At 52.2% G+C, this 14429-nt stretch carries 9 protein-coding genes; 1 reads left to right on the top strand and 8 read right to left on the bottom strand.

What is annotated here, in order from left to right:
* Nucleotides 1-146 precede the first annotated feature (146 nt).
* Nucleotides 147-1007, bottom strand: coding sequence for a class II fructose-1,6-bisphosphate aldolase (gene fba / locus BR86_RS0101130; protein ID WP_031471179.1), 861 nt, complete (start codon nucleotides 1005-1007; stop codon nucleotides 147-149).
* Nucleotides 1008-1194: 187 nt separating this feature from the next.
* Nucleotides 1195-2280 (bottom strand): 3-dehydroquinate synthase, encoded by a 1086-nt coding sequence (aroB, locus tag BR86_RS0101135; protein WP_031471180.1) that lies wholly within the window; start codon nucleotides 2278-2280, stop codon nucleotides 1195-1197.
* A 392-nt stretch (nucleotides 2281-2672) separates the two neighbouring features.
* Here aroB and htpG point away from each other — a divergent pair, with 392 nt between their 5' ends.
* The gene (gene htpG / locus BR86_RS0101140; RefSeq protein ID WP_031471181.1) at nucleotides 2673-4679 is read left to right on the top strand and encodes a molecular chaperone HtpG; all 2007 of its coding nucleotides are present in this window, start codon (nucleotides 2673-2675) and stop codon (nucleotides 4677-4679) included.
* A gap of 270 nt (nucleotides 4680-4949) precedes the next feature.
* On the opposite strand, the gene BR86_RS0101145 is transcribed toward htpG, so the two are convergent.
* The 6 genes from BR86_RS0101145 to BR86_RS0101170 form a co-directional block, all read right to left on the bottom strand.
* On the bottom strand, nucleotides 4950-7082 hold the full coding sequence (locus tag BR86_RS0101145) for a GGDEF domain-containing protein (protein ID WP_031471182.1): 2133 nt from the start codon (nucleotides 7080-7082) through the stop codon (nucleotides 4950-4952).
* Nucleotides 7083-7370: 288 nt separating this feature from the next.
* Nucleotides 7371-8525, bottom strand: a complete 1155-nt coding sequence (locus tag BR86_RS0101150; RefSeq protein ID WP_038287397.1) for a hypothetical protein — start codon at nucleotides 8523-8525, stop codon at nucleotides 7371-7373.
* Nucleotides 8526-8880: 355 nt separating this feature from the next.
* Entirely contained in the window at nucleotides 8881-10371 is a 1491-nt protein-coding gene (gene thrC, locus BR86_RS0101155; RefSeq protein WP_031471184.1) for a threonine synthase, read from the bottom strand.
* Nucleotides 10372-10577: 206 nt separating this feature from the next.
* Complete coding sequence (locus tag BR86_RS0101160; RefSeq protein WP_031471185.1) at nucleotides 10578-12422, bottom strand: tetratricopeptide repeat protein; 1845 nt, start codon at nucleotides 12420-12422, stop codon at nucleotides 10578-10580.
* A 149-nt stretch (nucleotides 12423-12571) separates the two neighbouring features.
* Nucleotides 12572-13450, bottom strand: coding sequence for an ABC transporter permease (locus BR86_RS0101165; RefSeq protein ID WP_075034387.1), 879 nt, complete (start codon nucleotides 13448-13450; stop codon nucleotides 12572-12574).
* Nucleotides 13410-14411: an ABC transporter ATP-binding protein gene (locus tag BR86_RS0101170; RefSeq protein ID WP_031471187.1), complete on the bottom strand. Its 1002-nt coding sequence runs from the start codon at nucleotides 14409-14411 to the stop codon at nucleotides 13410-13412. Before BR86_RS0101170 ends, BR86_RS0101165 begins: the two co-directional genes overlap by 41 nt.
* Between the last annotated feature and the right edge of the window lie 18 nt (nucleotides 14412-14429).

Below are 14429 nucleotides of genomic sequence, written 5' to 3' on the forward strand. Positions count from 1 at the left end.
TACTCAAAAAGTCTGACATATATATACCAAAAATCTCAAAAAAATTCAATTTGATGTTTCGTTTCCTTCATCCGTGAAAACGAAGGGCATGGAAAAGGCATGCGGCGAAGCCGATGCTCCGCTGCATGCCGATTATCACTGTCCTGTTATTCCGCTTTTCCGGAAATACCGAACATATCCATCTTGATTCCAACGATCTCCTTGATCGCCTCTGCGCCCGGCAGAAGGAGTTTTCTCGGATCGTAGCCCTTGCCCTCGAGGTCTTTTCCTGCCTCGATGTACTTGCGGGTTGCCTCCTGGAAATACAGCTGACACTCCGTGTTGACATTGATCTTTGCAACACCGAGGCTGATTGCCTTCTGAATCTGGTCATCCGGGATTCCGGTACCGCCGTGAAGAACCAGCGGAAGTCCGTTTACTGCCTTCTTAACGGCATCCAGTGTCTCAAAGCTGAGGCCTGCCCAGTCTGCCGGATACTTGCCGTGGATGTTGCCGATACCTGCTGCCAGGAAGTCTACGCCGAGTTCTGCGATCTTTGCGCACTCTTCCGGATCCGCAAACTCGCCCTTGTTGGAAACACCGTTCTCGCCGATTGCGCCAACCTCTGCCTCGATGGACAGTCCGAGATGGTGTGCCACATTGACAAGCTCTCTTGTCTTCTCAAGATTCTCTTCGAAGGAATACTTGGAGCCATCAAACATGATGGATGTAAATCCTGCCTCGATACACTTGTAGCAGCCCTCATATGTTCCGTGATCCAGGTGAAGTGCTACCGGAACCGTGATTCCGAGCTCATCCACCATAGCATGTACCATCGCGGAAACGGTCTTAAAACCACCCATGTACTTTCCTGCACCCTCGGATACACCAAGGATGATCGGAGCCTTCTTTGCTTCTGCCTCCAGAAGAGAGGACTTTGTCCACTCCAGGTTGTTGATGTTGAAATGACCTACTGCGTAATGGCCTTCATTTGCCGCATTGACCATCTCTGCTGCATTAACGAGCATGAATATTTCCTCCTTATGTTTGGAAGTGCAGTCCGTCGTGCGCGACTGCAAAACACTGAGATATCCCAATTATATTACGATTTCATGCAAAATGCAAAAAATGTCTGTCAACGAGTCGAAATACGCTTCGCGGGTTTTGAGCGTTTCGCGGCAGTCGCCGAAGCCTCACCGGGGCGTGGGCTTTGGCTCATTCCCCGTGTAAATGAAATGCGGTATTTATCAGTTCCTCCATCAGCATAAACCGGTCTTCTCCGTCGCCGAGTTCCTTCAGATAAATGAAGTGAATCTTTGCGCCGCGGTTCTTTTTATCCTTGCCAATGGTATGCCGCACTTCTTCCTCGGTCACGCGAATCTCACACGGAAGATCGTATTTTTTAAGCACCGCGCAGATCCGGTCCGCTGTCCCCGCAGGGGTAATGCCCATCTCCTCGCCGATCCGTGCCGCCGTCACCATACCGGCCGCCACGCCCTCTCCGTGAGTGTAGGTCTCAAAACCGTAGGTCTGCTCATAGACATGACCGAAGGTATGTCCGTAATTCAGGACGAGACGGCCGCCGTGCGCGCCGCCGTTATCCAGTTCGTCCTCGACCACCGTCGCCCGTTTGATATCACAGCAACGGAGAATGACGTCACCGATATGGCTCATCACCCCCGCCCGGCCGCCGTCGCGGTCCAGCTGCGCAAACAGTTCCGCATCCCGGATCGCGCCGTATTTGATCACCTCACCCATTCCGTCGTTGAAGACGCGGTCACTCAGCGTGTCCAGACAGCCCGGATCAATCAGGACAGCCGCCGGCTGCCAGAAAGCCCCGGCAAGATTCTTGCCGGACGGAAGATCGATGGCGACCTTTCCGCCCACAGAGGAATCGACCTGAGCGAGAAGCGAGGTGGGAATCTGAACAAATCGGACCCCGCGCAGGATGGAGGCCGCCGCAAAACCGGCCAGATCACCGACCACACCGCCGCCGAGCGCAATGACCGTATCCGATCGCGTAATTCCCATTTCGATCAGCTCATTCCAGAGATTCAGGAGCATCTCCGGATTTTTGCTCTTTTCCCCCGCCGGAATGGTGATCAATCCGGTGCGGAATCCGGCGCTCTCCAGGCTTTTCACGACGCGGTCCGCGTAGAGCGGACCGACATTGGAATCGGTGACGACCGCGCAGAGCTGTCCGGAGAGAAGTCCCTTCAAATGTTCTCCCGCCCGGTCCAGAAGGCCGCGTTCACAGAGGATTTCATATTCTTTTCCGGGTACATTGACCTGAAGCTTCATATCGGATTTCCTTTCCAAATTGTTTTGAGCTTAAATTGTTTTCAGCTTTGACTGCTTTCAGCTTTGATTGCTTTCAGCTTCGGTTGCTTTCAGCCTTGATTGCCCTCAGCTTCGATTGCTCTCAGCTTCGATTGCTTTCATTTGAAATCGTCACAGCCAAAACGTTTTAACGCTTTTAAATGTTAAAGTATGTATGTTGAATATGATAGCACAGTTTTCCTGAAAAACAAGAGACAATCTGCCCGCATCGATTCCGTCAGTGGAACTATTAGCACTCACTTTGATTGAGTGCTATTGACTTTCCGTTTTCCTCGTACTAAAATATGTGGTGTTGTATAAACAGGAACCGGGATTTCTCCCGGAAAAGCATAGAGAAAGAAGGATGTAAGAACATGGCAGAAAGATCTGGAAGCTTATCGATCAACAGCGAAAACATTTTTCCGATTATCAAGAAGTGGCTTTACTCCGACCACGACATTTTCTATCGCGAGCTCGTATCCAACGGCTGTGATGCGATCACCAAACTGAAAAAACTGGCTCTGATGGGCGAATACACCGAGCCGGCGGATCCGGATTACAAAGTCACGGTATCAGTCAGCCAGAAGAACAAAACCATCACCATCGAGGATAACGGTCTCGGAATGACCATGGACGAGGTGGAGCAGTACATCAATCAGATCGCTTTTTCCGGCGCAAAGGATTTCCTGGAGAAATACAAGGACAAGGCCAATGAAGACCAGATCATCGGTCACTTCGGTCTCGGCTTCTACTCTGCTTTCATGGTTGCGGATACCGTTTCCATCGATACTCTCTCCTACCGCGACGGCGCGACGGCAGTTCACTGGGAGTCCGACGGCGGCACGGAATATCATATGGCAGACGGTGACAAAGAGACCGTCGGCACAAAGATCGTTCTCCACATGAACGAGGACAGCGTGGAATTCTGCAATGAATACCGCGCAAAGGAAGTTCTGGACAAATACTGCAGCTTCATGCCGATCCGCGTGTTCCTGATCAATGAAGACGCCGAGCCGCAGTACGAGGAGATCGAGAAGGACGAACTCACCGATAAGGACACAGTGATCGAGACGGTCATTGAAGAGGCAAAGACCGAGGAGAAAGAGAAGGAAGACGGCACAAAAGAGACCGTGGAAGTTTCTCCGAAGAAAGAAAAATACAAGATCCTGAAGAGACCGGTTCCGGTAAACGATACCGATCCGCTGTGGAACAAAACCCCGAGCCAGTGCACCGACGAGGAGTACAGGGAATTCTACCGCAAGACGTTCCGTGACTACCGTGAGCCGCTGTTCTGGATCCACCTGAACATGGATTATCCGTTCAACCTGAAGGGTATTCTCTACTTCCCGAAGGTTAATCTCGAGTACGAGAGAGCGGAGGGAACCATTAAGCTCTACAACAATCAGGTATTTATCGCCGACAACATTAAGGAAGTCATCCCGGAGTTCCTGCTTCTTCTGAAGGGCTGCATCGACTGCCCGGATCTGCCGCTGAATGTATCCAGAAGCGCACTGCAGAATGACGGCTTTGTCAAGAAGATCTCCGACTACATCACCAAGAAGGTCGCTGACAAGCTCTCCGGCATGTGCAAGACAGACCGTGAGTCCTACGAGAAATACTGGGACGACATCGCTCCGTTCATCAAGTACGGCTGCCTGCGCGATGAGAAGTTCGCCGAGAAGATGAATGACTACATCATTTTCAAGAATCTCGACAACAAATACCTGACTCTGAAGGATCTGATGGAAGAGGCAAAGAAGGAGAACCACGAAAACAAGATCTTCTACGCCACCGACGTGAAGGAACAGAGCCAGTACATCAATATGTTCCGTGAGGCGAAGCAGGATGCGGTCATCCTGCCGACTGCGATCGACAGCCCGTTCATCTCCAACCTGGAGCAGAAGAGCGAGAACCTGAAGTTCATCCGTGTCGACGCCGACCTGAATGACACCATGAAGGGTGAAGTTTCCGAGGATGACAAGAAGGTCCTGGAGGAGAACGAGAAGACTCTGACCGATGTCTTCCGCAAGGCACTCTCCAACGACCGTCTGAAAGTGAAAGTCGAGAAGCTGAAGGACGAATCCCTTTCTTCCATGATCACGGTGGATGAGGAATCCAGACGTATGGACGACATGATGAAGATGTACAGCGCAAACGGCGGCATGGATACCTCTATGTTCGCCCAGCAGGCGGAAACCCTCATTCTGAACAGCGAAAACAAACTGGTAAAATATGTCCTGGAAAACAAGGACAGTGAAAATGTAAATCTCTTCTGCGAGCAGCTCTATGATCTGGCCGAGCTCAGTCACGGAACCCTGACTCCGGAGAGAATGACCAGCTTCATCAAGAGAAGTAACGAGATCCTCGGAAAGATGATGTAATCATCCCTTTCCCGTCCCCGGAAAACTCCGGACGGCGGGATCCGCCGATCCCGGTTGAAAACAACGTTCAAAGTCTGCAATGTTTTTTTGTATGGTATAGGAATTCCATAAAAAACTCCTATAGAGCAAAGTCCGCGGGTAGCGTTTTTGTTTCATAGGGAATTTCGGAGAAATTTCCTATGAAATAAAAAGAAATCCCCTGCGGGACCGATACCGGCTCATCCGTCATCGGTCCCGCAGGGGATTTTTCGTTTTCATCTTATGAACATCTTATTGTTCTTCGGTTTTCTTTGACTCATTTTCGCCGTTTTCCCTCGGTTCCTCACTCCCGGCTTCCCTGTTTTCACCGGAGGGCATCTGCATACCGGACTGCTGCTCTTTCAGAATCCGCTTATTCTCATACATGAGCTGATCCGCGCGCCCGTTGACCGCCGCCACACTGCTGTCATGATCAAACCGGGACATACCGCATGCAATCACAATTCCGCCGTTTTTCACCGCCTCTGCATTATGCACATTCATCACTTCCATCAGTGCATCGATGTTTTGGTAATCATCGTTCTGGGCAATCACGGCAAATTCGTCACCGCCGATGCGGTATACCGGACTTTTCTTGAAAACATTACAGATAATCCGGCACGCATCTCTGAGATACTGATCGCCTGCCTGATGTCCCTGCTCATCATTCACTTTCTTCAGATCATTGAGATCCAGAATCACCACGGCAAATGCCGGGCTGGAACCGTCGTCGATCCGGTGATTCAGATTCTTCTCCGCTTCCAGATAGGCATGCTTATTCTTCACGCCGGTGAGGGCATCCTGCATCGCCTCACTCTTCGCCTGCGCGAGATGTTCCGCGTACTGTGCCTCACGCCTTACCTGGGCATCGACATCGCCGATACCGACAATCAGCCGTTTTCCTTCCGGCTCATCCACCATTGCCGCCTTTGTCTGAACATATACGATACGGTCTTCAATCAGCATCCGATAGCTCAGAGTAAACATTCCATCCTTCTCGATCTCTGCCAGAATGTGTTCTTTGCTGAAAAGCGCCAGAAACCGGTTAAGATCTTCCGGATGAACAAACGAATATGCAAGATCATGCGTCGTGTCGAAGAAATTCATCCCGTATTTGGAGAGTTTCAGCGATTGAAAAGCTTCTGTCGTGCTGTATTCCCGGTAATAGCCATGCACCGGATCCACAATATAAATACAGAGATATCCTCCCATCAGCACCTTGAGCCGCGCATACGCCGTCTGCTCTTCTTTAATCCGTTCAATCACTCTCCTCTGCTGCATCTGTTCGTCGATATCCGTCACGCCGATGACGATTACATTATCCTGATCTTCCATGTGAGTCACTCTCACATCGACATACTGCGGTCCGACATTGTCCACCAACCGGCAGGTATGTGCCATGGTGCCGTTCCGTCCCATGCGCTCAATCAGACGCTGCGGTTCCATAATTCTGAGAAATTCGGCGCGGTCTTCCGGATATACGAACTTATTGACTTTCTCCCGGAATTCCTCATAAAAATTATGACCACGGTGGACTTCCATCATCCCGTTCCGTTTTTGCCCCTGACGATACTCCGTGTACTCTTCGGTATCCAGATTCACGTATACCAGGTCCATATATCCGTGGGCAAGCGCCTGCGAAATTCTGGAATAAACCGCATTGGAGCCTTTCACCGCCTCATATGCATTTTCCAGCCTGATTCGGAACTCCTCCTTCTCATCCGAGATAATGATGGCTCTCAGAAGACAGGTCCCAAGCATATATCCGACGGCGTAGAAGGGAAGATACGGAAAAAACAGCTGGCCAAGCAGGCATCCTGCCATAATCATCCCAAACAGCCCCAGCGTCCGGTACCGTTTTCCTTTTCTGAAATTCATATCCGGACCGCGGCGAAGAATGGTGGAAAATGCGTATACGGAAAGTGTAACCACCAGCCCGATCTGCAGAAATAAAAGCACATGCCGGAATGAAAGCGGATAATATACACCGTTCTCATCCACCCGGAAGAGTATGGGTTGGAACAGATTGACCAGGGTTATTACCGTGACCAGAACGGCAATCATTCTTCCCGCCTGAACAAAAAAGCCGACCAGCTTCGTCTTTTCATCCAGATATGCCACAATATACTGTGTCCACAGCAGCACTCCCGCCGCCATGGCAATGAAATATACGGAGGTGTCCGCGAACAAAAGGGGCGGAATCTTCCGTTCTTCGATAACCCCCCAGAAAACATCCGTGAGATAATACAGAAAAACCGCAATCAGAAAGCGCCGGTATATGTTCCATGGCCGCTTGGTATAGGCCTGACCGCGGCCAAACAGAATATCCTGATTTTCAATCAAGAGAATAATCGATGCTAAAACTCCGATAATCGAATAATACATTAATTACCCCCCCCGAAAAAATCCGTCTTAAGTTTTTTCGGGCAAGTACACCCATTAGTGATAAAATCATTTTTATTATTATATCATCGTTTATTAACATTTATTCAACGTTTTTATGAAACATTCACTCTTTCCGGCGCGTCTGCCGCATCCGGATCCCAACAGAAGACAGCAAACAGCAGGCAGCAAATGGCAGACGACAAACAGCAGACGGCAGACTTGGCGAAAACCGCCATGCCTGCCGTCTGTTCTGATTGTATTTCGAATGATCGGAATCCGGTCTTATCCTTAATTCCAGTGCTGTACGCTGCCTGGAGCGCTCTGCGTCGTTCCGGAAGAGGAAGACGAGGAGGATGAAGATCCACCCGGGGCGCTCTCGGAAGATGAAGAGGTCGATCCCGGAGCATTCTGTGACACACTGGAAGAACTTCCGCCCGGACTGCTCTGAGAGGATGTCGTTCCCGCCGGTCCGCCGGAAGAAGAATCCGAGGAACTTCCGCCCGGTGCTGTCTGGGAAGCCGAGGAGGACGCGGTACCGCCGCCAGGTGTCGTCTGACTGCTCTGTCCGCTTCCCTTGCTCTGAGAGGTGTATTCACCGGATGCATTGAAGTTATAGGTCACATTGTCGATCGTGACGCTGGTATTGGCATACATCTTTCCGTTGTTGGTGTCCAGATAGTAGTACTTGTCCTCGATCTTGATCCATCCGGTCATCATATGGCCGTTGGTGTCAAAGTAATACCAGGAATTATCGATCTGGCGCCAGCCGGTGGCCATTCCGCCGGAAGCTTTCATGTAATAATACTTTCCGTTGGAATCCTGAAGCCAGCCGGTCAGCATAACACCCTTGGAATCATCCAGATAGTAGTAGACGCCGTCGATCTTCTGCCAGCCGGTCTGCATCAGTCCGAGGGAATTCTCCTCTTTGCTGAAGTAATACCACTTGTCATCCATCTTGGTCCAGCCGGTCTTCATCTTACCGTCGTCGCCAAGGTTATACCATTTCTTCTCTCCCTGCTGTTTCCAGCCGGTCTGCATATTGCCCGCCGAGTGGAAATAGTACCAGGACTTGTCGATCTCGGTCCAGCCCGTCTGCATCTTGCCGTCGTCCGCAAGATGATACCAGGCATCGTTCAGGTGAAGCCAGCCGGTCCGCATGGTTCCGTCGGTATTCAGATAGTACCAGTTGTTATTGTAGCGAAGCCAGCCGGTCTGCATCGCACCGTCCTGATTCATGTAATAGTACTTCTTGCCAACCTGGATCCAGCCCTTATAGTAAAAACCGTCGGATTTACGGTAATACCAGTTTCCGTTCTCTTTTACCCAGCCTTCCTGCAATGTGGTGGGTGCCGCAATGCTGTGCATTGCCGGCCCTGCCGCAAAAACGCCGAAGCCGATTGCTGCGGCTGTACTCAGAACCACCAGTTGTTTCGGATAGCGCATATTACCCCTTCTTTCTCCCCCCGGAACCGTAACAGTCCCCTTGTTATAAACGAAGCGGTTCACTGATTCCCGCCTGATCTGCAAGCGAACATTCCGCACGGCAGCCGCTCGCCGGTCTTTTGCTCGAGTGCGGTGATTTCATCACCTTACTCGTCTTCGCAAGCGAACATTCCGCACGCTGCGCTCCATGTTCTTGCGACCGGCCAATGTCTGCTCGTGCAAGCACGGCAGCCGCTCGCCGGTCTTTTGCTACAAAAAGCGGGGATACACGTCCCGCGTATATCTCCGCTTTTATTATATCATATTATTTCTGACGATATACTTACGCTTTCCCTACAGTATGACGAAGAAACCCTCACATACCAAGGATCTCCGCAACCGTCTCTTCCATGTTCTGCGGAGTGCACTTTCTGTTGTGGCGAATCTCCGCATGACGGATCTCCGCGATCGCCTGCGGTTCTTCCACTTTGCTGAAGCTGCGCAGGTCATCGATCAGTTCAAAGTCATCCTTATCTTTTTCTCCGTCGCCGAGAATCGCGCACATCACGGCTCTCGCGAACTTATACGGACTTGCGGTGGACGCGATCACGGTCTTGGTGCGGTCGCCGGTTCTCTTGCGATACTGCTGATATACGCAGGACGCAACACCGGTATGGGTATCGATCACATATCCGGTCTCGGCTACGCGATGGATCTCTGCGGCATTTTCCTCCTGGGATGCATATCCGCCGATGAAATCCGACATCTTCTCGCGCATGCTGTCCGTAACGGTATACTTTCCGGTTTCCGCGAGTTCCTTCATGAGCTCTGCGGTCTTTGCGCAGTCACAGTCGCAGGACAGATAGATAAGACGCTCCAGATTGCTCGAGATCAGGATGTCCATCGACGGAGAGCTGGTCAGAATGAAATCACGGTTGCGGTCATAGGTGCCGGTGGTGAAGAAATCATAAAGAACCTTGTTGTCATTGGACGCACAGATCAGTTTTCCAACCGGAAGACCGATCCTCTTTGCGATATAGGCAGCAAGGATATTGCCGAAATTGCCCGTCGGAACACAGATATTGATCTTCTCACCGCTCTTGATTCCCTCATCCGCAAGCATTTTCGCGTACGCGTAGACATAGTAGACAACCTGCGGGATCAGTCGGCCGATGTTGATGGAGTTTGCAGAGCTGAGCTGGAATCCCGCTGCCGCAAGTTTCTCGCCGAATGCGCGGTCGCTGAAGATATTCTTCACGCCGCTCTGGGCATCGTCAAAATTGCCGTCAATGCCGACAACCGCGGTATTGTCTCCCTTCTGTGTGAGCATCTGAAGCTCCTGCACGCGGCTGACACCGCCGTTCGGGTAAAATACAATAATGCGGGTTCCCGGAACGTCGGCAAAACCTGCCATCGCCGCTTTTCCGGTGTCGCCGCTGGTCGCGGTCAGAATCACGATCTCCTTGTCCGCATGATTTTTCTTCGCGGCGGTCGTCATCAGATACGGAAGAATCGAGAGCGCCATGTCCTTGAACGCGATGGTCTTGCCGTGATACAGCTCCAGATAATACGCCTCGTCCACCAGATACGTCAGCTTCGCGATGTCCTCGATGTCGAACTTGGAATCATAGGCACCGTTAATGCAGTGCTTCAGTTCCTCTTCGGTGAAATCGGTGAGAAAAAGCTTCATGACCTCATAAGCGGTCTCCTGATAGGTCATTTTGGAGAGTTCCTCCGGTGTCTTATCCAGTGTCGGAAATGAATCCGGCATGAAGAGTCCTCCGTCATCCGCAAGTCCCTTCAGAATAGCCTGGGATGCCGTAACACCTTTTTCTCCGCCTCTTGTACTGTTATACAGAATTCCCATGTGAGTTCCTCCATAAACCTTCACTCATCAACCATCCGGAACGAATGGCCGGGCACCACCTTTTTGCAATACCATGTATTATAGCGTATTGAACCGCAACTTTCCACTGAAGAGGCATAACTCTTTTTGCTTGCTCCGATAACCGGAAGTTCTCCGTCTGGAAAGTGTGCTGCCGAACTGCCGGGCGAAACCGAATCCCCGGATTCTCACCGGGTCACTTTCCAGTGTCCGAAGATCGTTTTGCGGAAATGTGACAGCCGTTTAGTCGCTTCCGAATAACCCATGTCAATCGCGGTGTCATACATCCGCACCGCATATTCCAGATCGTCGGGCGTACCGTTTTGCTCCGCGATTTTCCCAAGCATATAAAAGGCATAGCCGTCATATTCGGTTCGGGACGCTTTCTCAAACAGTTCTCTTGCCCGCTCTTCATCCGCCTCGCAGCCCCAGCCTTCCAGGTAGAGTGTCGCGAGTTTGGAACAGGACTGGAGTGTTCCGTTCTGTTCGCAGAGGTTCAGCCAGTAGAAGGCCTTATCGTAATCCGGCTCGAGGCCGTCCTCGCCCTGATAGTACATCATTGCGGCCAGCTCCATGCATTCCGGATTTCCGGTTCTGGCGCCGGTCTCGTAGAAATAGACCGCCCGGACCGGATCCTGAATTCCGATGAGGCCGTCGCGGAAAATATTGCCCAGCATCAGATTGGCCTCCCCGGAAACCGCCGGATCGACCGCCGCGCCTGCCTCTTCCAGAAGCCGGACGGCTTTCTCATTGTCCTGATACTCGGTATCCCGAAGATAGAGATGCGCGAGTGCGAGTGCCGCCTCACCGTATCCGTCGCCATACGCCTTGCTGTACCAGTAGAAGGCTTTTCCGTCATCGCGTTCCACCAGAATATCCTGATAGAACAGATTGCCGAGCGCCATGAAACTCCGGTTATCGTTCATCTTTCCGGCTTTTTCCAGACAGGAAACCGCCTTATCGAGATCCCGCTCCGTCACCTTTCCTTCCAGATAGTACATGCCGAGCGGATAAAATGCCCGCGGATCTCCCTGAATCTCAGCCGCCTCCAGATAGCGGAAGGCAGCCTCATCGTCTCCCTTTTCGAGGCTGTACAGTCCCATCTCACAGAGACCCCATGCATTTCCGAGAGACGCGCATTTTCTGGCCCACAGAAGAAAACCTTCGATATCGACCGGAATGAGTCGTCCCTCCCGGCAGTGCTTTCCGATCTTCTCCATTGCGGAGACAATCCCCGCTTCGGCCGCCTTGCTGTAATAAACCATGCTGATTCTCGGCTCCGGGATCATAAATCTCGGGAACGGCTTCGTGATCACCCGGCGAATGCGAAGGCGGGTATCCTTTTCCGCACCAGTTCCTTCGCCTGCCCGATCCGCCGCGCTGTCCACATCCATCCTCTCAGCTACACGATCGGCTGCACTGTCCCTGGAAGTCCCCGCGGCTGCACGAGCCGCCGTGGCTTCCGCGGTCTCTTCCTCTCCGATGACGGCAGGATCCGAAGTCGCCTGTTCTCCGGCGGATGCGGAATGTTCTTCCACCTCCCCGTCTCCCACGGTTCCGGCCGCTCCGCCATCCTCCGTATCCTCTTCTCTCGGGAGAAGAACATTCAGTTCTTCCTCGGTCAGCCTGGACAGATCCCCCCACTCGAGAGTCTCTGCCACCTGCCAGGCCGCATATTCGTCTCCCATATCCGCTTCGGAACGGACACGGTTCCAGCACTCCCGGACTGTGTAGAGAGCCTCCCGCCGCATCGTGTCATCAAAAAGTCCTGCCCGGAGTGCTCCCAGAACCGCAAGCGAACTTCCTCCGCGGGCTCCGCGCAGGAAACAGTCATATGCTTTTTCTTTGTTGAAACCGACGCCGCCGTCGCCCCAGCTGAAGCAATGCCCCAGCACATACCATGCATCCGCATCGCCTGCCCGGGCCGCCTCATCGATCCAGCCGATCGCCTCCTCATAGTGGGAAGAATCGCACTGTTTATAAAGAGAATCCATTCCTTTTTTCCGAAGTTCTGCCGTATTCTCAGATGACATCTCTTTTCACTCCTCGTACTATATCTTTTCTGCACGGCTTTTATTTTCATAATCCGGATTGCTGAATATGTATGCCATGCGCAATGATTTTCCGCGTTTGAACCGGGTCCGCCGCAGGTTTTACGCGCCGCTGACATATTCATGTATCCTTAATCCCTGCCGGTAAAATATCCCCGTCCCGGCGCGATCAGCCGCACCGCTGCCGCAATAAAGCAGGCCGCCGCCATCAGCTGCAGAAAAAGGCTTACCGGAATCCAGTGCTCCGTTATCAGGTTCTTCGGAACATAACCAATCAGGCCGGTGAGTCCGGCTGTCATGTCCCCCGCCTGTCTGTCAATCACACACATGTACGTCACCGCCGGATTGAGAAGCAGTCCGTAAAGCCAGCCACCGGCTGTTCCGACTGTCTCCCCGTCCGCGGCTCTTGCCGATACCCATTGCGCGAAATACGCGATCAGCCACGTGCCGCCGGTCATAAACACCGTCAGGATATATGATACCACATTTGCCGCCACGGTTCTTCTGCAAATTGCGGAGGAAAAGATCCCCATTCCGCCGATAAACAGGATTGCCACAAAAAAGGCAATCAGCGGAAGAAGCACATCCAGAGCCGTCGCACCGCCAAAGATAAAAACCAGTGACTGCACCGGAAGCGCGGAGATCAGAAGTGCCATCATCTCAATGACGGCACTCTCCAGTTTTCCCGCGACGATCCGGCCGCTCCCGATGGAGGTGGTCTGAAGAAGGTCCATCATCTGTCCCTCCCTCTCGCTGCAGATCGCCGGCGCGGTAAGTGCCGGCGTGATGACCAGCAGCATCATGAACTCCATCGTGGAAATCAGAGTGTACAGCTGAATGATCGCTTCATACTGAATCGTGGCCGTCTCCCGGGCATCCATCGTCAGATGTGCCAGGTTGAAGATCCCCGCCGCCGACAGGATCAGATTAAAAAAGAAAATGATGACCGGAAGCCTCGAACTTCGGCTGTCAATGATAATTCCCTTCCGCAATATCGGATTCCATCTCATAATCGATCAATACCTTTCCGTCTGCTTTTTTGCCCGCCAGCTGCAGAAATGCGGTCTCAAGATCTCCCTGCTGTCTCATAAAACCGGTCACGTGCACGCCGCTATTCACCAGCATGCGCAGGAGCATTTCCTCATCCGCTCTCGTGCCGATGTACTCGATCTTCATCATCTCCCCGTCCACCATGACGGATTCCACGTTCGGATCCTCGCGAAGGACGGCAAGCGCCCCCGTCGGATCTCCGATCACCTGAATCAGAATCGGCCGTGAAATGTCGACGCTCTCAAAGATTTCCTCCATCGTTCCGCTGACAATCATCGTTCCGTTGTCGATCATGCCGGCCGAGGAACAGATTCCCGACAGTTCCGAGAGAATGTGACTGCTGATCAGAAGCGCCTTTCCCTGATTTTTCAGTTCCTTCAAAATCTCAAAATACTGGCTTCTCGTCAGCGGATCGAGTCCCGACGCCGGCTCATCCAGAATCAGGAGATCCGGATCGTGGATGAGCGCGCGGGCAAGACACAGTCTCTGCTTCATTCCCCGGGAGAGACTGCTCGCGTAATACTCCGCCTTGTCATAGAGTCCCGTCTGATCCAGAAGCATTTCACACCGTCTTCTGGCCCGAAGTCCCGAGAGGCCATAGCAGGACGCGAAAAATTCCATGTATTCGCTGACACGGAAATTCTCATACACACCGAAAAAATCCGGAACATAGCCGATCTTCTTCATGATGGCTGCCGACGTCTTCGACCTCGACCGCGCTTTCCAGAGATCTTCCCCTTCAATCAGGACTTCCCCCTCATCCGGTGCGAGAAGTCCGGCCGCAATGCGGATTGTGGTCGTCTTGCCGGCGCCGTTCGCTCCCACAAATCCGTAGAGTTCTCCCTCCCGGATTGTGAGAGAAAGACCGTTCAGCACCATTTCCGTCCCGTACGACTTTTTCAGATTTTTCAATTCCAGAATCGTCTTTGCCATGAATCG

Origin of the sequence: [Clostridium] aminophilum DSM 10710 (assembly GCF_000711825.1) — a bacterium.
Lineage (GTDB): Bacteria > Bacillota > Clostridia > Lachnospirales > Lachnospiraceae > Clostridium_R > Clostridium_R aminophilum.